General features: G+C 70.8%; 18 protein-coding genes and 2 tRNA genes. 9 read left to right on the forward strand and 11 right to left on the reverse strand.

Annotated elements, in window-relative coordinates:
- Positions 1-305 precede the first annotated feature (305 nt).
- Positions 306-2,333: a cyclic nucleotide-binding domain-containing protein gene (locus tag FHU30_RS14555; RefSeq protein ID WP_253876032.1), complete on the forward strand. Its 2,028-nt coding sequence runs from the start codon at positions 306-308 to the stop codon at positions 2,331-2,333.
- Positions 2,334-2,491: 158 nt separating this feature from the next.
- On the opposite strand, the gene FHU30_RS14560 is transcribed toward FHU30_RS14555, so the two are convergent.
- The 3 genes from FHU30_RS14560 to FHU30_RS14570 form a co-directional block, all read right to left on the reverse strand.
- Positions 2,492-3,817, reverse strand: coding sequence for a sensor histidine kinase (locus tag FHU30_RS14560; RefSeq protein ID WP_253876036.1), 1,326 nt, complete (start codon positions 3,815-3,817; stop codon positions 2,492-2,494).
- A gap of 213 nt (positions 3,818-4,030) precedes the next feature.
- Positions 4,031-5,719 carry an adenylate/guanylate cyclase domain-containing protein gene (locus FHU30_RS14565; protein ID WP_253876040.1) on the reverse strand — a complete coding sequence of 563 codons (1,689 nt, stop codon included), beginning with the start codon at positions 5,717-5,719 and terminating at the stop codon, positions 4,031-4,033.
- Between the two features lie 185 nt (positions 5,720-5,904).
- Entirely contained in the window at positions 5,905-7,323 is a 1,419-nt protein-coding gene (locus tag FHU30_RS14570) for an amino acid permease (protein ID WP_253876042.1), read from the reverse strand.
- A 336-nt stretch (positions 7,324-7,659) separates the two neighbouring features.
- On the opposite strand from FHU30_RS14570, the gene FHU30_RS14575 reads away from it, so the two are divergent.
- Genes FHU30_RS14575 through FHU30_RS14585 form a run of 3 tightly spaced genes read left to right on the forward strand, consistent with a single transcriptional unit; the run spans position 7,660 to position 10,243 of the window.
- Complete coding sequence (locus FHU30_RS14575) at positions 7,660-8,625, forward strand: ABC transporter substrate-binding protein (protein WP_253876046.1); 966 nt, start codon at positions 7,660-7,662, stop codon at positions 8,623-8,625.
- Positions 8,622-9,482 carry an ABC transporter permease gene (locus tag FHU30_RS14580; RefSeq protein ID WP_253876047.1) on the forward strand — a complete coding sequence of 287 codons (861 nt, stop codon included), beginning with the start codon at positions 8,622-8,624 and terminating at the stop codon, positions 9,480-9,482. Before FHU30_RS14575 ends, FHU30_RS14580 begins: the two co-directional genes overlap by 4 nt.
- Positions 9,479-10,243, forward strand: coding sequence for an ABC transporter permease (locus FHU30_RS14585; protein ID WP_253876049.1), 765 nt, complete (start codon positions 9,479-9,481; stop codon positions 10,241-10,243). The genes FHU30_RS14580 and FHU30_RS14585 overlap by 4 nt, the downstream gene beginning before the upstream one ends.
- Here FHU30_RS14585 and FHU30_RS14590 read toward each other — a convergent pair.
- Positions 10,234-10,656 (reverse strand): hypothetical protein, encoded by a 423-nt coding sequence (locus FHU30_RS14590; RefSeq protein WP_253876052.1) that lies wholly within the window; start codon positions 10,654-10,656, stop codon positions 10,234-10,236. The genes FHU30_RS14585 and FHU30_RS14590 overlap by 10 nt on opposite strands.
- Before the next feature lie 204 nt (positions 10,657-10,860).
- On the opposite strand from FHU30_RS14590, the gene FHU30_RS14595 reads away from it, so the two are divergent.
- From FHU30_RS14595 to FHU30_RS14610, 4 genes are all read left to right on the forward strand, one after another.
- Positions 10,861-10,935, forward strand: a tRNA-Asp gene (locus FHU30_RS14595).
- A gap of 24 nt (positions 10,936-10,959) precedes the next feature.
- Positions 10,960-11,033: transfer RNA gene (locus tag FHU30_RS14600), tRNA-Phe, on the forward strand.
- 347 nt (positions 11,034-11,380) lie between these two features.
- Positions 11,381-11,722 carry a site-specific integrase gene (locus tag FHU30_RS14605; protein ID WP_253876055.1) on the forward strand — a complete coding sequence of 114 codons (342 nt, stop codon included), beginning with the start codon at positions 11,381-11,383 and terminating at the stop codon, positions 11,720-11,722.
- Positions 11,695-11,997 carry a site-specific integrase gene (locus FHU30_RS14610; RefSeq protein WP_372503902.1) on the forward strand — a complete coding sequence of 101 codons (303 nt, stop codon included), beginning with the start codon at positions 11,695-11,697 and terminating at the stop codon, positions 11,995-11,997. Before FHU30_RS14605 ends, FHU30_RS14610 begins: the two co-directional genes overlap by 28 nt.
- A gap of 513 nt (positions 11,998-12,510) precedes the next feature.
- Here FHU30_RS14610 and FHU30_RS14615 read toward each other — a convergent pair.
- Positions 12,511-13,926 carry a DEAD/DEAH box helicase gene (locus FHU30_RS14615; RefSeq protein ID WP_253876061.1) on the reverse strand — a complete coding sequence of 472 codons (1,416 nt, stop codon included), beginning with the start codon at positions 13,924-13,926 and terminating at the stop codon, positions 12,511-12,513.
- Between the two features lie 327 nt (positions 13,927-14,253).
- Positions 14,254-14,457: a cold-shock protein gene (locus tag FHU30_RS14620; RefSeq protein ID WP_089315009.1), complete on the reverse strand. Its 204-nt coding sequence runs from the start codon at positions 14,455-14,457 to the stop codon at positions 14,254-14,256.
- A gap of 527 nt (positions 14,458-14,984) precedes the next feature.
- On the opposite strand from FHU30_RS14620, the gene FHU30_RS14625 reads away from it, so the two are divergent.
- On the forward strand, positions 14,985-15,542 hold the full coding sequence (locus FHU30_RS14625; RefSeq protein WP_253876064.1) for a hypothetical protein: 558 nt from the start codon (positions 14,985-14,987) through the stop codon (positions 15,540-15,542).
- A gap of 76 nt (positions 15,543-15,618) precedes the next feature.
- On the opposite strand, the gene FHU30_RS14630 is transcribed toward FHU30_RS14625, so the two are convergent.
- The 5 genes from FHU30_RS14630 to FHU30_RS14650 all read right to left on the reverse strand — a co-directional run bounded on the left by FHU30_RS14630 (position 15,619) and on the right by FHU30_RS14650 (position 20,781).
- On the reverse strand, positions 15,619-17,034 hold the full coding sequence (locus tag FHU30_RS14630; protein ID WP_253876066.1) for a hypothetical protein: 1,416 nt from the start codon (positions 17,032-17,034) through the stop codon (positions 15,619-15,621).
- 227 nt (positions 17,035-17,261) lie between these two features.
- Positions 17,262-18,017, reverse strand: coding sequence for a (R)-mandelonitrile lyase (locus FHU30_RS14635; protein WP_253876069.1), 756 nt, complete (start codon positions 18,015-18,017; stop codon positions 17,262-17,264).
- Between the two features lie 343 nt (positions 18,018-18,360).
- Positions 18,361-19,134, reverse strand: coding sequence for an ABC transporter permease (locus tag FHU30_RS14640; RefSeq protein ID WP_253876072.1), 774 nt, complete (start codon positions 19,132-19,134; stop codon positions 18,361-18,363).
- Positions 19,131-20,093 carry an ATP-binding cassette domain-containing protein gene (locus tag FHU30_RS14645; protein WP_253876075.1) on the reverse strand — a complete coding sequence of 321 codons (963 nt, stop codon included), beginning with the start codon at positions 20,091-20,093 and terminating at the stop codon, positions 19,131-19,133. Before FHU30_RS14645 ends, FHU30_RS14640 begins: the two co-directional genes overlap by 4 nt.
- Positions 20,094-20,118: 25 nt before the next feature.
- Entirely contained in the window at positions 20,119-20,781 is a 663-nt protein-coding gene (locus FHU30_RS14650) for a DUF4097 family beta strand repeat-containing protein (protein WP_253876078.1), read from the reverse strand.
- Positions 20,782-20,810: the final 29 nt, after the last annotated feature.

Raw genomic sequence — 20,810 nt, forward strand, 5'->3', positions numbered from 1 at the left:
GGGGACCGCCAGGTCGCCCGCCGGGATCGCCGCCCGCACCGGCACGTTCTCGGCGCGAGGTCGCTGACCAGCGGAAACGATGACGGTCTCTGTCAATCAAAGCACGCTCGTCCGGTTCCCACCAGAGCCGGATCGGCTTCCGTTCCCGCACCGCCCCCGTGGTGCGGGAGAGGTCGCGGAGGCCGACACCGCGAACCCGGCACGCCGTACCGGTCCCGCACAGGCCCCGGTACAGGGCCGGGACTTCGCTCCAGCAGCTTCGATTCCCGGCGGCTCGCCCGCCCCCTCCCCTGGACGAGGGTCCGATGACCAAATACCCCGAACGGCACAACCCCTACGACCCCGACGCCACACCCGAGCCCGCCGACGAGGCCGACCGCCCTCCGAGCGGGGTCACCCGCCGGGACCGCCCGGCCCAGAACTCCCGCGGCCCCCAGCCACCGCGCCCCCGCAACCCCGAGCCGCCCCGCCCCAACGGAACGGGCCAAGCCCGACCGCACGGCACGGACCAGACCCGGCCGAACGGAACGGACCAGGCTCGGTCGAACGGCACGGACCGGGCCCGACCGCATGGCACGGAGTCCGCCCGTCCGCACGGCACGGAGTCCGCTCGTCCGCGCAGCTCGGAGGCGTCCCACCGACACGACGGCGAGGCGGACCGGCGGCGCAGCGGGGAGGCAGACCGGCGGCAGGGCGAGGCGGACCGGCGGCGCGGCGGGGAAGCGGACCGGCGCCGCGACCGCTCCGAGGACGAGCTGCTCGCCCCGACCCAGCCGATGCCCTGGCCGCCCCGCGAGGACGACGAGGCGGGCGCGCCGACCCGGCCGCTGCCCACCGGGGCCGGCCGCCGTCCGGAACCGGGCGGCCCCGGCCGCCGTGACCGCCCCCCGGTCACGGCGGCGGGATTCGGTCGCGCGCCGGGCCGAGCCGTCGAGGGGGCGGCCCGGCCCGGCGTCCCCGCCGAACCCGGAATTCCGGTGGGCCAGGCCGGCTCCACGCTTTCGGGACGATCCGGCGGCGGTGTTCCGGCCCGTCAGAACCCGTTCGAGATGCCCGAGCTGCCGGAGCCGGTCGGCTGGGCCCAGACGGGCTCGGCGGACTTCTGGTCCGCGCTGACCTCCGTCGAGCGGCTCCACTTCCTGCGCACGGCCGAGCAGAAGGTGCTGCCCGCCGGGCACGTGCTGTGGCGCGAGAACGACCTGGCCGAGGACGTCGCGGTCATCTGGTCGGGGAAGGTGACGATCCGGGTGGCGCAGAACGGCGTCGAGCGGATCGTCGCGGTGCGCGGCCCCGGCGACCTGATCGGCGAGCGCGCCGCGCTGCTGGTCAAGACCCGGTCGGCGACGGTCGTGGCGCTCGACCGGCTCACCGTGCTGCGGATGCCGGTCGGCGACTTCGGCGCGTTCCTGGCCGCCTACCCGCGCGTCCTGGCCGTCCTGGACCAGCAGATGTACGCGCGCCTCACCCAGGTCCCGGACGACGGCCGCTCGGCCGTCCCGGGCGACGCCCGACCGGCGTCCCCCGGCGATCCGCACCCGGCCGTCCGAGGCGATCTCCACCCCGCGGTCCCCGGCGATCTCCACCCCGCGGTCCCCGGCGATCTCCACCCCGCGGTCCCCGGCGATCTCCGTCCGGCCATCCCGGGTGACTTCGGCTCGACCGTCCCGGACGATCTCCGTCCGGCCGTGCCCGGCGAGCCGGTCGCGGTGTCGCCCGCGCCGTTCTCAGGCCGTCCGCCCGCGCCGGCGCACGACTGGGCCGGGCAGGTCTGCTCGATCATGTTCGTGGACGTGGTCGGCTTCTCCGCGCCGCACCGCAACGACACCGACCGGCTGGAGCTGCGCCGCGTCCTCTACGAGGCGGTACCCGCCGCGCTGGAGGGCTCGGACGTCCCCTGGGCCGCCTGCTACCACGAGGACCGCGGGGACGGCATGCTGATCGTCGTCCCGCCGCAGGCCCCGCCCGCGCGCGTCGTCGACCCGATGCTGTCGCTGCTCACCGCCCGCCTGCGCCGCCACAACCACGCCGCCAGCGAGGCGATGCGGCTGCGCATCCGGATGTCCCTGCACATCGGACCGGTCATGCCCGACCGCGAAGGGGTCAACGGCGCCGCGATCATCCAGGCCGCGCGCCTGCTGGACGCCCCCGAGCTCCGCCACCGCATGTCCGACACCGACGCAGACGTCGGATTCGTGGCGTCGGAGTACGTCTTCGAGAACGTCCTCGCGCAGGGGCCGGGCTACATCAACCCCAGGTCCTTCCAGCGCATCCGGTTCCGCGCCAAGAACGCGGCCTACACGGGCTGGATGCACCTGTCCCAGGGCACCTGCTGACGGTCCCACCGCGATCACCCCGCCGGACGGCGGCACGGGAGCACGCCGGCCGGTTCGCGGAAACACCCCGCGCGCCCCCGCCGCGCGGGGACCACGCGGCACAGGACACCCGAGCGCCCGGAGGCGTCCACGAGAGGCATATACGGCGGACCGGAACGTCAGGAGCGGGCCGGGCGGGTCCGGGGGAGGCGGAGGACGAAGCAGGCGCCTTCGTCGGAGTCGGCGATCGTGAGGGTGCCGCCGTGGGCGCGCGCGATCTCGCGGGCGATCGGGAGGCCGAGGCCGGTGCCCGCCGGGTCGCGCTCGCGGCTCTCGCGCAGCCGGACGAACCGCTGGAAGACCGCGTCCCGGTCGCCCGGCGGGATGCCCGCGCCGTCGTCGGCGACGGTCAGCAGCGCGTCGTCCCCGTCGGTCCCGACCGTCACCGAGATCCGGGACACCGCGTGCCGCTCGGCGTTGGTGAGCAGGTTCGTCAGCAGCCGCGCGAGCTGGAGCCGGTCGCCGCGCACCACCACGCCCTCGTCCAGGTCCACCAGCGTGCGGGCCTCCTGGACGGCGTTCGCCAGCTCGGACGAGACGAGCCGGCCGAGGTCCACCTCCTCCTCGCCCGCGGAGGCCGCGGAGTCCAGCCGGGCGAGGGCGAGCAGGTCGGCAACGATCGCGTGCAGCCGGTCCAGCGAGACCAGCACGTCCTGCGCGACGCGCGGCCAGTCGGCCTGGTCGGGGTACAGCAGGGCCTCCTCGATCTGGGTGCGCGCGCCGGTGATCGGGCTGCGCAGGTCGTGGGACGCGTCGGAGGTGAACCGGCGCTGCCGCTCCAGCGCGGCGTCCAGCCGGTCCAGCGTGGCGTTGGCGGTCTCGGCGAGGTGCCGGATCTCGTCGTGGACGGGAGGCACCGGCACCCGGCGCCCGGACTCGGTCGCGGTGATCTCGGCCAGCTCGGAGCGGATCGCGTTGACCGGCGCGAGCGTGCGGTCCACGGTCCGCCGGGTGAGCAGCACGGTAAGGACCACCACCAGCAGGGCCGTCGCGACCAGGAACAGCACCAGCGAGCCGTTGACGTACCAGGGGCTCGTCTCGTCGGCGGCGTAGACCGTCCAGTCGCCGTCCGGCTGGAACACCCGGAACGCGATCACGTCCATGCAGCCGTGCAGGCCGGACGGCGGGCACAGCACCCGGGACGCGCTGACGATGTCCTCGTCCGGTTCGAACGAGGCGATCGCGGGCCGCCCGATCAGGCCCGGCGTCGCCGACACCACCCGGTCGTGCGCGTCCAGCACCTGCGCGGCCTCGATGCCGTCCACGACGGGCAGCTGCCCGGGCAGCCGGTCCCGTTTGATCATCTGGACGATGGACAGCGCGGCGGTGGTGGTCTGCTCCCGGTCGTAGTCGTCCACCCGGCCGCGCACCCCGGTCACCACGAGCACGCCGACGATCGCGCAGGCCAGCGCCGCCACACTCCCGGCGACCAACGGCAAGCGCACGCGTATCGGCAAAGTCCGCAGTCTGGTCAACCGACCCCCCGTGGGGAGGTAATCACTCCACGTGTCCAGCTTCGGTCACGGGAGCGGTCCCGCGCCGACAAGTCCGCGCAAACAATCGGTCATCGCCCCGACGAAGCGTCCGGGGTGCGCTCGGACGGCGACCGCAGGCCGATGGCCGGGGGCGGTCAGCCGGAGACGGTCAGCCGGAGACGGTCAGCCGGCGGCGTCGGGCTCGCCTTCGACCGGGCGGCGGCGGATCGGGACGCGCGGCCGCGGCAGCCTCGGGAACCGGCGCGAGTCGCGCTCGTCGGCGTCGGCGGCCTCGACCTCGATGGCCTCGGCCGCCTGGACGGGCGGGCACGGGACCGCGAGCCGGGTCGTCCGGCTGCGTCCGCGGAGGGTGACCGTCCGGCCGTAGCGCCACTGCGCGGCCTCGGTCTCGGCGGCGCGCTCGACGACCGTCCCGGACGCCAGGACGCGCTCCTCCCGGGTCTTGGCGAGGTCGCTGAGCCGCGCGGCCTCGTTCACCGGGTCGCCGATCACGGTGTACTCGAAGCGCTGCTCGGCGCCGATGTACCCGGCGACGACCGGACCGGCCGAGACACCGATCCCCGCCACGACGTCCGGCACCTCGTCGCGGAGCCGCCGGCCCAGCTCGCGGGCGGCGCCGAGGGCGGCCCCGGCGGCGTCGTCCAGCCCGGACGGCGCGCCGAAGATCGCCAGCGCGGCGTCCCCCTCGAACTTGTTGATCCAGCCCGCGTGCGCGGCGACCACCCGCACCACCACGTCGAAGAACGCGTTGAGCAGCTCGACGACCTGGTCCGGGGCGCGGGTCTCGGCGAGCCGGGTGGAGCCGGCGAGGTCCACGAACAGCACCGCGACGTCCCGGGTCTCGCCGCCGAGCTCGATGTCGTGCTCGAACGCCAGGCCCGCGACCTCCTCGCCGACGTGCCGTCCGAACAGGTCGCGCAGCCGCTCGTGCTCGCGCAGCCCGGCGACCATGTCGTTGAACCCGGCCTGGAGCTGCCCGACCTCGCTCGCGTCGTACACCTGCACCTCGGCGGACAGGTCGCCGAGCGCGATCCGGGTCATCCCGCCGCGGACCGCCTTGATCGGGTCGGCGATCGCGCGGACGGCCATGTACGTCACGCCCGTCCCGACGCCGATCGCGGTCGCGCCGAGCGCCAGGATCGTCAGCGCGAGCTGCGTCGTCCGGATGCCGGGGGTGACCAGCGCCGCGACCGCCACGCAGACCAGCCCGAACACCGGCACGGCGGTGCCGAGCGCCCAGGCGAGCATGACCCGCGTCGTCACGCCCGGCAGCCGGATGTCGCGGCGCGGACGGCTCTTCAGCACGAGCGCGGCGGCGGGCCGCAGCAGCCGCTCCGACAGCAGGTAGACCAGCGTGCACGTGGTGATCGCGCCGAGCAGGCAGGTGGAGCCGACCTTGGTCGCCATCCGCTCGTTGAACATCGCCGCGTCCAGGGCGGCCCAGCCGATCGCGCCGACCGTCCACAGCATCCCGACGAGGACGGTCAGCCGGAGCGGCCCGAGCAGCACGGCGCGGCGCTGCGCCTTGTCCGGTACGCCGCCCTCGCGGGCCAGCCTGATCACCGGCCGCCACAGGTACAGGCCGGTGACCATCGCGATCGGCCCGGCGAACGCCGGGTAGCTGAAGAACGCGACCGTGTTCACGATCCGGACGTGCTGGATGTCGTGGATCGGCGGGTCCGGGATCACGAACGTCGCGAACAGCAGCACCACCAGCGCGCCGCCCGCGTTCGCGGTCGCGACCACGACCAGCAGCACCCAGCGGACGCGCAGCTCCAGCATCGTCCGGGGCACGACGGGGATCAGGTCGAGCCGCGCGGCGAGGCCGCGCCCCACGGTCCTGCCGGTCACCGGTCCCTCCCCCGTCGGGTGGGACCACGATAGATCGGCAAGGACCGGCGGCCCAGCCCAACTCGCCCGGCTATGACCACGTTCACACGCACTTCACAGCAGCGCGCCCGGCCCGTCGCGGAAACGACGGACCGGGCGCGGGGTGGCGCGTCCGGACGCGGGGGGCGCGTCCAAGCTGGGCGGGGTCAGACGGTGGCGGGGGCCTCTTCGGCGGCGGCCGCGGCGCGGCGCACCGAGGAGCGGCGCACGAACGGCCAGCCGACCAGCATGATCGCGGCCCAGCCGAGCATCACCCAGAGCGCGACGCGGGTGTCGGACTCCCACGCGATCGTGACGACCACGAACGCGAAGAACGCCAGCACCAGGTAGCTGGTGTAGGGCGCGCCCGGCATCCGGTAGGACGACCCGGGCAGCTCGCCGCGCGCGACGCGCCGCCGGTACACCAGGTGCGACACGACGATGACGGCCCAGACGAGCAGCGCGCCGCCGGTCGAGACCGAGGTGATGTAGTCGAACGCCTTGCCCGGCGCGACCGCGTTCACGACCACGCCGACGCACATGACCAGCGCGGAGATGACGACGGTCAGCACCGGCACGCCGCGCCCGTTCAGCCGGCTGAGGATCGCCGGGCCGTCGCCGTTCACGCCGGCCGTCCGCAGCATCCGGGACGTGGAGTACAGCCCGCCCGCGTTGCAGGACGACAGCGCCGAGGTCAGCACGACGAAGTTGACGATGTCGCCGCCGTGCGCGATGCCGATCCTGTCGAAGGCGAGCACGAACGGGCTGGAGTCGGGCTGGAACGCCGTCCACGGCACGACCGACAGGATGACCAGCAGCGAGCCGATGTAGAACAGCGCGAACCGGACCGGCAGCGCGTTGATCGCGCGCGGGATGTTCTTCTCCGGGTCCTTGGCCTCGGCGGCCGTCACGCCGACCAGCTCGACGCCGAGGTAGGCGAACAGCACCATCTGCAAGGTCATGATCACCGGTGTGCCGCCCTCGGGGAAGAACCCGCCGTGCGACCACAGGTTGCTCACCGCGGCGTCCTTGCCCGCGTCGCCGAACCCGAACGCGACCACCGCGACGCCGATCGCGATCATCGCCACGATCGCGACCACCTTGATCATCGCGAACCAGAACTCCAGCTCGCCGAAGAGCTTCACCGAGATCAGGTTCACCACGAACAGGATGATCAGCGCGATCAGCGCGGTCTTCCACTGCGCGAAGTGCGGGAACCACTTCTGGATGTACTTCCCGGCGGCGGTCAGCTCGGCCATGCCGGTGGTGACCCAGATGATCCAGTACGTCCAGGTGGTGGCGTAGCCCCAGAACGGGCCGAGGAACTCGCGCGCGTACCCGGCGAAGCCGCCCTCCGCCCGGCGGTACATGAGCAGCTCGCCGAGCGCGCGGACGACGAAGAACAGCATCAGCCCGGCGACCAGGTAGGTCACGATCAGACCCGGCCCCGCCTTGGCGATGTTCTTGCCCGCGCCGAGGAACAGGCCCGTGCCGATCGTGCCGCCGATCGCGAGCATCTGGATCTGCCGGGTGCCGAGCCCTCTCTGATACCCCTCGGCAGGGGTGGACCCAGTGGATTCAGCCATGAGCCGCCTTTCTCGTCTCGGACGCGCCCGGTGGGAGCCGCGCGCCGCCACGGGGGCAGGTGCAAGAGGCTACAAAAGCGAACATCATGCTTTTAGCGCCACACTTCGCACCAAACCCGGTATCCGACCGCTACCGGCCCGTTACCTGGTGTCGCCCTATCCTGCCCCGATTCGGCCTCCATCACCCGTGCCACACCCGTTGCGCATGTTTCGGAAGCCGATTCGCGGGGGTTTCGGTCGGAGTTGCGTCGGACGTTTCAGCGCTCGCCCGCCGGGAGAGATGATCTTCAGTACGCTGACGCCTCTTCGTAGCTCCCCCCGACGAGGAATCCCCCCATGAAGCGCTCACTGCTCGGGCTCGCGGCGGCCGCCGCCTGCCTCGCCCTGTCCGCCTGCGGGTCCGCGTCCGGCGCGGGCAACCCGAAAGGGCTCGAAAAGCCCGTCCTGAACGTGGGCGTCGTGCCCGTCCCCGACTCCGCGCCCCTCGCCATCGCCCAGCAGAAGGGCTTCTTCAAGGACGAGGGCCTGACCGTCCGGACCCGTCCCATCAAGGCGTCCCCCGAGGCCACACCGCTGCTCCTCAACGGCTCGATGGACCTCGCCCTGCTGAACTACGTCTCCACCTTCACCGCGCAGGACAAGGGCGCCGTCTCGTTCCGCCTGGTCGCCGACTCCTACCAGGGCGCCAACGGCTCGTTCGCGCTGCTCACCGGCAAGGACTCCGACGTCCGCGGCCTCGCCGGGCTGAAGGGCCGCAAGGTCGCCGTCCCGGCGCTGAAGAGCATCACCGACCTGCTCCTGGCCGTCCAGCTGAAGAGCGCGGGCCTCGACCCCGCCAAGGACGTCACGGTCGTCCCCGTCCCGCTGCCGAACATGGGCGCCGCCCTCAAGCAGGGGACGGTCGACGCGGTCGCGGCGGTCGAGCCGTTCGTCACCGACATCCAGGCCGCGCAGGGCGGCCACCTGCTCGCCGACCTGGTCACCGGCCCGACCGAGGAGTTCCCGATCTCCGGGTGGGGCGGCACCGCCAAGTTCGCCGAGAGGAATCCCAAGACGGTCGCCGCCTTCCAGCGCGCCATCGCCAAGGCCCTGAAGGTCGCCGCCGACCGCGACGAGGTCACCCGGGTGATCCCGACCTACACCCAGATCCCGGCCGCCACCGCCGGGAAGATCTCGCTCGGCGCCTACCCGCCCGACCTGGACGCCGCGAAGCTGCAGAAGGTCGCCGCGCTCATGAAGGAGTACGGCTACCTCCAGAACGCCCCCGACGTCCGGAAGATGATCGTGGCCCCGCCGAAGTGACCGCCACGGCGAACGCGGAGGCGGACGCGCCGCTGGGCGCGGCGGCCCGTCAGGCGGCCGGTCCGGTGGCCGCCCGTCCGGCGGCGGCGCCCGGACGGATCGCGCTGACCCGGACTCGACGCGGCGCGCAGGGCGTCGCCGCGTTCCTCGTCCTGGCCGAGCTGGCGTCCAGGACGGGCCTGGTGGACCGGTCCGTCCTGCCGCCGATCTCGTCCGTCCTGCTGGAGGCCGTCCGCCTCGCCGGGGACGCGGCGTTCCTCGCCGACGTCCGCGCCACCGTCACCGCCTGGCTCCTCGGCCTGGCCGAGGCGGTCGCGCTCGCCGTCCCGCTCGGCCTGCTGTTCGGCTCGCTGCCGCGCGTGGAGGCGGTCGTCCGGCCGGTGCTGGAGTTCCTGCGCCCGATCCCGGCGGTGGCGATCATCCCGCTCGCCATGCTGCTGTTCCCGGACGCGCTGGACATGAAGACGACGATCGCGGTCTACGCGTCCTGCTGGCCGGTGCTGATCAACACCGTCTACGGCCTGCGCGAGGTCGACCCGGTGGCCCAGGACGCGCTCCGCTCCTTCGGCTTCGGGCCCCTGGCCGTCCTCCTGCGCGTCTCGCTCCCCTCGACCGCCCCGTTCATCGCCACCGGCGTCCGGATGTCGGCGGGCATCGCCCTGATCGCCACGATCAGCGCCGAGCTGTTCGCGAGCGGCTCGGCGGGGATCGGCACGTTCATCAACACCGCCGGAAGCTCCGCCCGCCTGGAGCCGATGCTCGCCGCCGCGCTGTGGGCCGGCGTCCTCGGCCTGCTGGGCAACGGCGCCCTGGCCCTCCTGGAACGCCGCCTGTTCCGCTGGAGGACGTCCCGGTGATCTACTTCCTGGCCCGCCTGGCATCCCTCCCGCTCGCCGTCGCCCTCTGGGAAGTGGCGACCCGCCGCGCGAACGACCCGTTCTTCCCGCCCCCGACCAAGATCCTCGCCCGAATGCACAAGGACTGGTTCTCAGGCTCGCCGTCCCACCTGTTCCTGACCACCCAGGCAACGGACAACATCTTCCCGAGCCTCACCCGCCTGCTGACCGGCTGGGCCCTGGCCTGCCTGCTCGGCATCGCCATCGGCCTCATGGCCGGCCGCATCCCCCTGGTAGCCGACCACCTGGCCCCCCTCATCCATTTCTTCCGAGCGATCCCGCCCCCCGCGCTCGCCCCCGTCTTCCTCGCCACGTTCAAGATCGGCACCAGCATGCAGCTGGCCACGATCGTCTTCGGCGTCATCTGGCCCGTCCTGCTGAACACCCTGGACGGCGCGAGGAACGTCGACCCCCTCCAGCTCGAAACCGCCCGGGCCTTCCGCCTGCCCCCGGCCACCCGCCTGTTCCGCGTCCTGCTCCCGGCCGCCGCCCCGAAGATCTTCGCCGGCCTCCGGCTCAGCCTCTCCACGGCCCTGATCCTCATGGTGATCTCGGAGCTCGTCGGCAGCGTCAACGGCATCGGCTACCTGCAGATGCTGGCCCAGAGCACCACCGACATCCCCGGCGTCTGGGCCTGCATCGTCCTGCTGGGCGTCCTGGGCCTCACCCTGAACGCGGCGTTCCTCGCCGTGGAACGCCGCGCCCTGTCACATCACGGGTGATACTGCTGGACGATCTTGTTCACGTGCCCGTACCTGTTGAAGCTCACCCCGAAGTACCGCCACGTCCAGGGCTTGTTCACCACGGCCTGCAGTTGCGCCCGGCTGGCCGGCCGAATCGAGATCCGTCCGCCCTTCTGCGACACCAGGCACACCACCGCGTGCGACGACAGCACCTTGCTGTGCGCCTTCCCGTAAGGCGCGTAGTACCCCTCGGCCTCCTTGGACGTGTGCCACTTGGCGTACCGCCCCGTCAGCCTGGCCCCGTGGACGCTCCCCCGCTTGAGCTCCATCACCTTCTGGGACTTCCCGCCGCACACGGACGCCCCCTCGTCCGCCATGGCCGGAGCAGCCATCCCCGTGGCGACCACCGCGACCGCCCCGGCCACGACGCCCAGCCTCAGCATGCTCGTCATCCGTTCCGCCTTCCTCATCGAGAGTCCAGAACGTCAGATGCCACTCCCCCCTCAAAGGTTCAAACCCACCCGAACCAACCCCCTGCTTAACGAGTTGGCACTCACCTCGGGCATCCCGTAAGCTCATGCCTGTCGCCGAGAGCGAGGGCCCCGAAAGCCCCGGTCACGGAACACCTCCGAACCGGCTAGACTCGGAGCACGCAAGGTCCTGTGGAGCAGCTAGGAGTGCTCGCCACCCTGTCAAGGTGGAGGCCGCGGGTTCAAATCCCGTCAGGACCGCAAGACGCGCCGATCGCGCGTCATGGGTAGGTAGCTCAGTCGGTACGAGCGTCCGCCTGAAAAGCGGAAGGTCGGCGGTTCGACCCCGCCCCTGCCCACATCCTCTGAACGATCAGAAGGCCCGGATACTCTTGTGTCCGGGCCTTCTGCCGTCCTGACCAGCAGATGCTCAAGCCCCGCCAACAGCCCCGACCGCCTGTCCTTTGCCCAACCCCCCCCAAGACCTTCCGCCTAACGAAGCCACGACACCCCGGACGACTCAAGCCACTCCACATCGCTCAACCGCACCAAGCCGTGGCCATGAGTTGTTAGCTTCACCCATCGAGATCCTCTCCCGCCAGCTCGCACCACAGCGCCCAGCAAGGCCGGGTTCGCCGCGCGCCTCCTCGAAAAGACCACCCACAAAGACTGGGACCAGGTCATCGCCGAGGACGTCCGAGCCTGGATGGTCTGGCTCCTGGAGACCTACTCCGACAGCTACGCGAACAACCAGTACCGAGCCCTCCAGCAGTTCTTCAAGTGGTGGTCCGAAGACGAAGAGCTGCCGAACCCGATGGCCAAGCTCCTCAAGCACTGCGAAGACAAGACCTTCGTCCAGCGCCGCGACTACGCGATCCTGATGCTCTTCCGCTCGACCGGCCTCACCGGCAAAGGTAACAAGCAGCGCATCGTCCGCTTCGGCCACGATGCCGCCCGCGCAACCGACCGCTACATCGCGTCCGCAGCAAGCACACCTACGCCTCAAACCGCTCCCTCTGGCTGGGCGTCAACAACCGCCCGCCCATGACCGCGAACGGCATCTACCAGATGGTCGCCCGCCGCGACGCGGAGTGCGGCGTCCCCGTCAACCCCCACAAGTTCCGCCACCACTTCTCCCACACTTGGCTCGACCGCGGCGGCGCGGAGGGCGACCTGATGGAACTGAACGGCTGGACGTCCCCGCAGATGCTCCGCCGCTACGGCAAGAGCGCCGCGGGATCGCCGGGGCAGGTTCTCAGCGGGAGCGGGGGTAGACTCACCGTGACAGCACAATCCGCTTATCGGATTTTCGCTCGTTGGTAACGTGCGTCTTTGCAGGTCAGTACAGCGTTCGGGCTGGGTGACCTGAAAAGCGGAAGGTCGGCGGTTTGACCCCGGCCCTGCCGACATTCTCTGAACAGTCGAAAGGCCCCGAGACGGTTGTCTCGGGGCCTACTTTTTGACAGCGACGCGCCAGCGAGGACCGTCCGCCTTGCGCCTCGTGGGCGGCGCGACGCAACGGGCCAGACGGGAAGGTGCTCGGCTATAGGGCCTTCTGACGGCCTCATGGAGCATGGTGGGGAACTCTTCGGATGGCGGGAACGCTCCAGCGGGCCGATCACGGCGGGGCAGCCGTCGCGAACGCAGCCAAGCGACTCTGACGGTCGGCCTCGCCTGATTCTGAGTCGGCCTCTCGTGGTGACCAGTTCAGGGTGCAGCTGGTCGCCCAAGAAGGATGGGCGACCGGCTGAGCCTCGGGGTGGCCGGCCCATTGCCGTCCACCCGCGGCTCTCGACGTCGGCTTGGCTCGACGAGCCGCGGGCGTCGAGCGGTTGCCTATCTGCTGGCGCGCTCGGTTGTCGCGAAACGCTGGGAGCGGCTGTTTCGTGCGGGACGGCGGTTACGTCCGGCTCTGCGGTCACGCCGTCCTTCGGAGGCCGGAGCGGAGATGGTGACGGGGACGCCGGAGGGCGGTCGGGCACCGGTGATGCGGTTGAGTTCGGGATCACCGGACCGCACCTGCGTCGAGTGCGGCGTGATACCGGCCGTCACCATCAACCGGTCCATCTCACGGCGCTGCCTCGGCAGCACCAGGGTGACCACGGTGCCGGACTCGCCCGCGCGTGCGGTGCGGCCGCCTCGGTGCAGGTAGTCCTTGTGGTCGTTGGGCGGGTCGACGTTGACGACCAGATCCAGACCATCGACATGGATGCCGCGCGCGGCCACGTTCGTGGCGACGAGGACGGAGACGTCCCCGTTGCGGAACTGCTCCAGAGTGCGGTTGCGCTGCGGCTGCGACTTGCCCCCGTGCAGCGCCGCGGCGCGTACGCCGCTGTTCAGGAGGTTGCGGGCCAGCCGGTCGGCGGCATGCTTCATGTCGACGAACATGATGACGCGGCCGTCGCGGGCGGCGATGTGCGTGGCGGCATCCTGCTTGTCCGCCTCCATGACGTGCAGCAGGTGGTGCTCCATGGTGGTCACCGCTCCCGCCGACGGATCGACGGAGTGAACGACCGGGTCGGTGAGGAAGCGCCGGACCAGGCGGTCGACATTGCGATCCAGCGTCGCGGAGAACAGCATCCGCTGACCGCCCGGGGCGACCTGGTCGAGCAACGCGGTGACCTGCGGCAGGAAACCCATGTCGGCCATCTGGTCCGCCTCGTCCAGGACGGTGATGCTGACGTGTTCCAGGCTGCAGGCGCCCCGGTTGATCAGGTCCGTGAGGCGTCCCGGAGTGGCGACCAGGATCTCCGCGCCGCGATGGAGGGCGGCGGCCTGCCGGGAGATCGATACGCCGCCGACGACGGTGGCCGACCGAAGCCTGAGCGACTGGGCGTAGGGCAAGAGGGCGTCGGTGACCTGCACGGCCAGTTCGCGAGTCGGGACGAGTACCAGGGCCAGCGGCTTACGCGGCTCGGCGCGCTTACCGGCGCTACGGGCGAGCATCGCCAGGCCGAAGGCGAGGGTCTTTCCCGAGCCGGTACGTCCGCGGCCGAGGACATCGCGGCCGTTCAACGCGTCCGGAAGCGTCGAGGCCTGGATGGCGAACGGCTCGGCCATCCCCTGTCGAGTCAATGTGGACAGCAGGGCCGCCGGCATGTCCAACTCGGCGAACGACGCGGCCGGGGGCAGTGGCGGCGTGGAACTGACGGGAAGCGCGAAGTCGTTCTGCTGCCGGGCGGCCGGTCGGCGCGAGGCCCTGGTAGGCGAGTGGGAGAAGCGACGTTGAGACGGACGGGTGCCATGGGTCATGTGCGAGCCTTCCCTGAAGTGGCACGTTTCGAGGAAGACTCCGCAGCCCGTGGCCGGAGCGATCGCAAGAACGAACCAAAGTGAACCGCGAAGCAACGCCGAAGCCGAAAAGGGCGGCGCGTGATATCGCGGAAGGCGGCTGAAGGACGGGCTCTGGGCTGAGCTGTGTACAGCCGAGAATCCGCAGCCAAGTATTTGGGGGAGCCGTATGGCAGAACGCCATAGAAGGGCTATGCCCCTGAAGGATCAGACGACAGGAAGGTCGTTTCCTGCCGGCAGGCGGGGTGCCGGGCCCAGGTGTGGGCCCGGCACCGCACTGTTCGGCACTCAGGCGGGAACGATGTTCTCCGCCTGCAGGCCCTTCTGGCCCTGCGTGATGTCGAACTGGACCTTCTGGCCCTCCTGGAGCTCGCGGAAGCCCTGGGCGGCGATGTTGGAGTAGTGGGCGAAGACGTCGCTGCCGCCGCCGTCCTGCTCGATGAAGCCGAAGCCCTTTTCCGCGTTGAACCACTTCACGGTGCCGGTGGTCATACTCGTCCCTTCCGAAAGGCATTTACGGAGCCCGCACTCTGCGAGCCACGCGTCGCCGTAATGACCCCATCCGGACGGACTGACTACCGGGGAAACAAAAAAATGCGCCTGAGGCGAGAACCAGCAGGCGCACATAAGCTCATGGGAACCACAACTGCAACTACCATCAGAGTACCACCCGCAGGTGGATCAGGCAACACGCCGGGCAGTGTCCGGCCGACGTGCTCCGCCGGCTCGCCGACCGATCGGAGCCAGATGGCCAGGTTGCGCGACCTTCCTGGTGGCGGGCGACGGCAACAGCAGGCACCAGCGCCAGTCGCGGGCGCACACCGGCTCGTCCCTACCCCTTCCCCTGTCTCTGCGCGCATTCCCCGAACAGCCAAAGGCCCCGGTAGCCCGGCCTATCTTCCAAGCCGCCCATGAGGGTTCGATTCCCGTGAGCCGCTCCGCTGGTCAAGCCCGTCTCTTAACGACTTTCGTACGGCTTTCGCGCGGCGAGTGGAAGAGGACGCCTACAGTTCTGTCGCGTGACTTCGCCCCCGCGCTCTTACGGTTTCACTGGCAGGCGACCGGCCGCGGTCGAGATCGCGTTCTGGATAGCGGTGGTGGTGCCGCCGCTGGCAACCGTGCTCAGCGTGGCCGCCTTCATGGTCGTCAAGAGGGCCGTGGACGACGTGTACGGCACGACGGGCGGCGACATGCAGGCGTCGATGTACGAGCTCCATGACAAGGTGAACGGGCTCCTGCTCGTCCAGTTCGTCTTCTTCACGGCCGTCTACCTGCTCCTGAGCGGTCTCTGGTTCCTGCTCGGCCTCATGATGCGCGGCGGCCGGAACTGGGCGCGGACCGCGCTGACCGTTGCCGCCTCCCTGTGGGCCGTGACCAGCCTCATCGCGCTGATCCAGGGTGACACCCAGGGCTTCACGACCGCGGACAAGCCCCCGTTCTTCGAGTTCCCGGGTTCGTATGTCGTGCTGGACTACGCGCGAAGCGCGCTGGATCTGATCACGATGGGCGCATTCATCGCGCTGGTCTTCCTGAGAAGGTCCAACCGGTATTTCACTGCCCGGCGGCCACCTACCTGAGACGTTGGTTTCGGCTGCGTCTGGGCGCGTGGTCAGGGGCCATGCCTGGTTGGGCATGGCCCCTGGGTTTGAGGGGTTAGCGGTTGTCGCCGTCTTGGGCGGTTGAGGCGGGTGGGAAGGGGGGCTTGAGGAGGGTGAAGTCGCCGCTCAGGACCCAGGCGCGCTGGCTGGGGGCGAAGCGGGGCGAGAGGAGGCCGTCGTTGATCTCGCGGGTCACGGCCATGCGGTTGAAGGCGGGGGCGGGCAGGAAGAGGCGGTCGTTGGACTGGCCGCCGTCAGAGGTGCCCTCGACGTCGGCCTCGGTCGCCTGGACGACGCCGTCGTGGTTGGTGTCGATCCGCGCGACCTCCTGGGCGTAGGCGTCGAAGATGCGCTCGGAGAGGTTGGTCTTGTACGGCTCGAAGGACGCCGGGCGGACGTAGGCGTCGAGCAGGACCTCGTTGGACAGTCCGGACGGCAGGAAGCGCAGGCGCTGCTCCTTGTGGTCGTCGTTGGTGGGTGTCGAGGCGTCGTTGTCCAGGATTCGGTCGGGGTCGCGCGGCAGGTTGGGGACGTCCCCGAACTTCTGCGGGGAGTTCTTCTTGCCGGCGGGACCCGAGCCGGGGACGATCGACGGGCTGTTCTGGGCGAACTGCGGAGTGCCGGGGAGGCCGCCGGTGAAGGGCAGTTCGTAGGTCGGCGGCGTCCAGTCGGTGTACTCGTTGAACTCCCAGTAGGAGTGCAGGTCGCTCTGCTGCGTGGCGTTGTAGGCACCGAGCGAGAGCTGGACCGGGACGGTGTTGGATACCTTGTCCGGGTAGTGGTCGGTGGCGGCGGGGGTGTGCGGGGCGTTGCCGTCGACCGAGAAGACGTGTCCCGGGGTGTTGTTGCCGGTGCCGCGCTTCTTCAGCGCGTCCGCGTCCGCCTGGGTGATGGTGCCGAAGGCGGCGTGCTTGTCGGCGCGCGGCGCGGCGACCTGCGGGACGGTCACGTCGTGGATCATCCAGCCCTCGTACCAGCCCGACTCGTTGTTGATGACGAACAGGCCCGAGATGTCGGTGAACATGTCGATGAAGGCGCCCGGGTCGTTCGGGTCGGTGGGCAGGCCCGGCTTGGGCTCGACCACCACGCGCGTCGCGCCGATCGTGGGCTGGTTGTGGTTGGGACCGGTCGCCGTCGGCGGGACACCGTCGTTGACGCCGGGGATGATGCTCGTGAACTGGTTCGGCTGGAAGTTCTTGGTGTCCAGCAGCGCGTACTGGACGAGCTGGCTCGGCTTGGGGCTGCCGTCCGCGTTCGTCGCCTCCGCGAACGCCTGCATCGGCTGGTAGGTGCTCGGACGTCCCGCTTGCTCGATGAGCCGGTCCTTCAGGTCCTTGGGCAGGCTCACGATGTCGCCGCGGTGGGGGAAGTCGGTGCTGTCGGCCCCTGACGCGACTCCGGCGTGAACCGCCAGACCGGCACCGAGGACCGCCGCGGCCACCGCCGCGACCATCGCCCGCTTACCTGACATGGGAGATTCCCTTCGCTTTGCCCAACGCGTGGGCACTGATGCCGGCAGACCGGCCGGAAAGGAACAGGGTCCTCGGTCATGACTCGGCACCGGTGTCACGGTCAGCAGGAGCGGTCAGGTTCGCTCCGGCCCTGATCCGCATTCGGCCAGGGCCGCGCTGAACTGGTCGCCTCCAAATTCCGTGTGCGGCTGCTGAACTCTCGCTGAACGTCGCTGCCGTGGCGGTTTCACGCGTCGGGGAAGGTGATGTCCGGGTTCATGCCGTCGGGCAGCAGGAAGTAGCCGAGGAAGGTGACGCCTTCGTCCTGCGCGTCGAAGCGCGCGACGCGCGCGCCTTCGGGCTCGTAGAAGACGTCGCCGGGTTCGAGGACGGTCTCGGGTTCGCCTTCGAGCTGGTAGACCGCCGAGCCCGTCTCGATGCTCCCGAAGACCGGGCCGTTGTGGACATGGAGTCCCGCGGCGTGGCCGGGCGCGATGGTGATCCGCCGGATCTCGACGCGGTGGGTGGCCAGCGCCTCCGGCAGCTTCTGGTCCATGACGATCACGCGGCTGAGCGGTGGCGCCTGACCCTCGTCCTCACCGCTTTGGACGGAGTGGTACTCGGCGTCGGACACGGGTTCGGCGCGTTCTGCGGTCCGGCCGTCCGCCGGGAGTTCCTCGACGGCGAGGTGGCGCATCGCGCTGGTGGGCGTCGCGCCGTGCCAGTGCCACTCGCCGGGCTCGATCCGGACGGTGTCCCCTACGCGGATGGTCTCGACCTCGCCGCCGCGGCGCTGGACGAGGCCGGTGCCCTCGGTGACCACGAGCACCTGACCGAGCGGATGGCGGTGCCAGTGCGTCCGGGCGCCGGGGGCGAAGCGGACGCTGTCCACCTTCGTCCGCGACGGGCCTTGGGGCGTGGCAAGGCTCTCGATGCGGGCGTACCCGGTGATCCATTCGGACGGGGCGGACGCGCTGGTACGCGGAGCGGGGGAAATGCGCATGGTTTCGGCTCCCTGGGTGTCGCGGGGACGTTGCGACGCAGCCGCCGCCCGGGCATTCGGGTGGCGAGCGCGCGCGATGAGGCCCTCCCTCATCCCCGGGACGAGACTGTACATACTAATAGGTACAGAATCCAGCGCGGGAGGCAACGAGCAGAAGGCCCGAACGCGCTGGGCGTTCGGGCCTTCTTGGCGGGTTTGTTAGGGGCCGGCTCGCGGATTCGGTGATGCTCGCGGATTCGGTGATGCTCGCGGATTCGGTGATGCTCGCGGACTCGGTGATGCTCGCGGGTTCGGCGAGGCTTGCGGACTCGTTGAGGCTCGCCGTTTCGGCGAGGACGCGGGGTCACGCCTTGTTGTAGGTGCGCTTGGCCCACAGGTAGGAGAGGAGGGTGATGCCGGCGCACCAGGCGACGGCGATCGCGGCGTTGTTGCCGACCGGGGTGCCGAGCAGGAGGCCGCGGACGGTCTGCATGATCGGGGTGAAGGGCTGGTACTGGGCGAACCAGCGCAGGACGGTCGGCATCGAGTCGGTCGGGACGAAGCCGCTGCCGAGGAAGGGCAGGAAGACCAGCGGCATCGGGGCGTTGCCCGCGGCCTCGGGGGTCGAGGACTTCAGGCCGAGCGCGACGGTCAGCCAGGTGATCGCGACGACGAACAGGGTGAGCATCCCGGCGGCGCCCAGCCAGTCGAGCACGTCGGCCTTGGGCCGGAACCCAATCGCGAGGGCGATGAGGATCACGACCGCGATGCTGAGCAGCTGCTGGATGACGCTGGCGACGACGTGGCCGGTCAGGACCGAGGCCCGGGAGATCCGCATCGTCCGGAACCGGGCGATGATCCCTTCGGTCATGTCGGTGGCGACCATGACGGCGGTTCCGGTGGCGGCGGTGGCGGCCGCCATGAGCAGGACGCCGGGGACGACGTAGTTGATGTAGGAGCTGCGGCTTCCGCCAAGACCGGCGCCGAGGGTGCCGCCGAAGACGTAGGCGAACAGCAGCAGCATGATGACGGGCGTGACGACCAGCTGGACGGTCATGGCCGGGTAGCGGACCAGGCGCTTGAGCTGGCGGCGGACCATCGTGGAGTTGTCGCGCATGGCCAGGGTGAGGGTGCTCATCGAGTGGTCTCCTTCTGCTGGTCGCCGGTCAGGGTGAGGAACACGTCGTCGAGGTCGGGGGTGTGGACGCTGAGGTCGGCCGGCTCGATGCCCGCCGCGTCCAGCCGGGCGAGCAGCTCGCGCAGGGACGCGACGCCGCCGTCGGACGGGACCTGGAGGGTGAGCCGGTCGTCGTCGGACGGGTCGACGAAGCCGCGGCCGAGCGCGTCCAGCGCTTCCTTGAGGGCGTCGTCGTCGCCGAAGCGCAGCGACACGTGGCCGCCGGGGATGAGCCGCTTCAGCTCGTCCGCGGTGCCCTGGGCGATCAGCCGCCCGTGGTCGAGCAGGGCGATGTTGTCGGCGAGCTGGTCGGCCTCCTCCAGGTACTGCGTGGTGAGGAAGATCGTGACGCCGCTCGCGACCAGCTCCCGGACGATCTGCCACATGCCGCGCCGGCTGCGCGGGTCGAGGCCGGTGCTCGGCTCGTCCAGGAAGATCAGCCGCGGGTCGCCGACCAGCGTCATCGCCAGGTCCAGCCGGCGCTGCATGCCGCCGGAGTAGGTGCTGGCGGGCTTGCGCGCCGCCTCGACCAGGTCGAACCGCTCCAGCAGCTCGGCGGCCTTCCGCCTGCCCTCCTTGCGGGGCAGGTGCTTGAGGTCGGCCATGAGGAGCAGGTTCTCCTCGCCTGTGAGCAGCTTGTCGACGGCCGAGTACTGGCCGGTGACGCCGATCGCGCCGCGCACGTCGTCCGCCTGGCGGGCCAGGTCGAACCCGGCGACCTGGACGGTGCCGGCGTCCGCCGCGATGAGCGTGGACAGGATCTGGACGGTGGTGGTCTTGCCCGCGCCGTTCGGCCCGAGCAGGGAGAAGATCGTCCCTTCCGGGACGGACAGGTCGATTCCGTCGAGCACGACCTTCTCGCCGTGCTTGTCGCGGTAGGACTTCTTCAGCCCGGTCGCGGAGATTGCCAGGTTCGTCATGGGGGGCTCCTCAGATCTCAGCAGGTCACAGGCTGCGGGCGGTGATGTCGCCGAAGGCGGTGGTGGCGTGGATCTCCAGTCCGGCGGTGCCGTTGTTCTTGAGGCCGTTGCTGATCCGGCCGCGGGAGGTGCTGGCGTCCAGCGAGGCCGAGACCCCGGCCGCCGCGCCGACCTCCACGTCCCCGGCCTGCGTGCGCAGCACGACCGTCCCGGACGCGGCCTCGGCGATGCTGATGTCGCCCTTGGCGGTGGTGATCTCGGCGGGCCCGGTGAGCCGTCCGATCCGCACGTCGCCCGCGGCGGTGGTGAGCCGGAGGCTGGCGGCCTCGTCCACCTTGACCTCGCCGTGCGAGCTCTCGTAGCTGACGTCCCCGAGCCGTCCGACACCCCGGAACTCGGCGCTGGCGGTCTTCGCCTCGACCCGGGACCCGGCCGGCAGCATGACCGTCACCTCGACCGATCCGGACGGCCCGAAGTACTGCCGGCCGCTCGGGCCCTGCACCTGGAGGACGCCGTCCCGGTACTCCACCGTGGTCTGCTCGGCGGCCTTGACGTCCCGTCCCTTGGACGCGTCCGCCGGCCGGACCTCGACCGTCGCGTCCCGCCGCTCGGCGGCGATCAGCTGCACCCGCCCGGCGGGGATCTCCAGGACCGCGGTGATCGGCGCGGCGGTGTCGAACTTCCGCATCGTCTTCTCCTTGCCTCCGCGGCACCCGC

Source organism: Actinomadura rupiterrae, from assembly GCF_024172125.1.
Classification (GTDB): Bacteria; Actinomycetota; Actinomycetes; order Streptosporangiales; family Streptosporangiaceae; genus Spirillospora; species Spirillospora rupiterrae.

Excerpts from the sequence above, each read along its gene's own strand:
- FHU30_RS14555 (WP_253876032.1), top strand. The coding sequence starts at position 306 with ATGACCAAATACCCCGAACGGCACAACCCCTACGACCCCGACGCCACA.
- FHU30_RS14605 (WP_253876055.1), top strand. The coding sequence starts at position 11,381 with ATGGTCTGGCTCCTGGAGACCTACTCCGACAGCTACGCGAACAACCAG.
- FHU30_RS14650 (WP_253876078.1), bottom strand. The coding sequence starts at position 20,781 with ATGCGGAAGTTCGACACCGCCGCGCCGATCACCGCGGTCCTGGAGATC.
- FHU30_RS14645 (WP_253876075.1), bottom strand. The coding sequence starts at position 20,093 with ATGACGAACCTGGCAATCTCCGCGACCGGGCTGAAGAAGTCCTACCGC.
- FHU30_RS14620 (WP_089315009.1), bottom strand. The coding sequence starts at position 14,457 with ATGACCACCGGCACCGTGAAGTGGTTCAACGCGGAAAAGGGCTTCGGC.
- FHU30_RS14640 (WP_253876072.1), bottom strand. The coding sequence starts at position 19,134 with ATGAGCACCCTCACCCTGGCCATGCGCGACAACTCCACGATGGTCCGC.
- FHU30_RS14635 (WP_253876069.1), bottom strand. The coding sequence starts at position 18,017 with ATGCGCATTTCCCCCGCTCCGCGTACCAGCGCGTCCGCCCCGTCCGAA.
- FHU30_RS14630 (WP_253876066.1), bottom strand. The coding sequence starts at position 17,034 with ATGTCAGGTAAGCGGGCGATGGTCGCGGCGGTGGCCGCGGCGGTCCTC.
- FHU30_RS14575 (WP_253876046.1), top strand. The coding sequence starts at position 7,660 with ATGAAGCGCTCACTGCTCGGGCTCGCGGCGGCCGCCGCCTGCCTCGCC.
- FHU30_RS14590 (WP_253876052.1), bottom strand. The coding sequence starts at position 10,656 with ATGACGAGCATGCTGAGGCTGGGCGTCGTGGCCGGGGCGGTCGCGGTG.
- FHU30_RS14615 (WP_253876061.1), bottom strand. The coding sequence starts at position 13,926 with ATGACCCATGGCACCCGTCCGTCTCAACGTCGCTTCTCCCACTCGCCT.
- FHU30_RS14570 (WP_253876042.1), bottom strand. The coding sequence starts at position 7,323 with ATGGCTGAATCCACTGGGTCCACCCCTGCCGAGGGGTATCAGAGAGGG.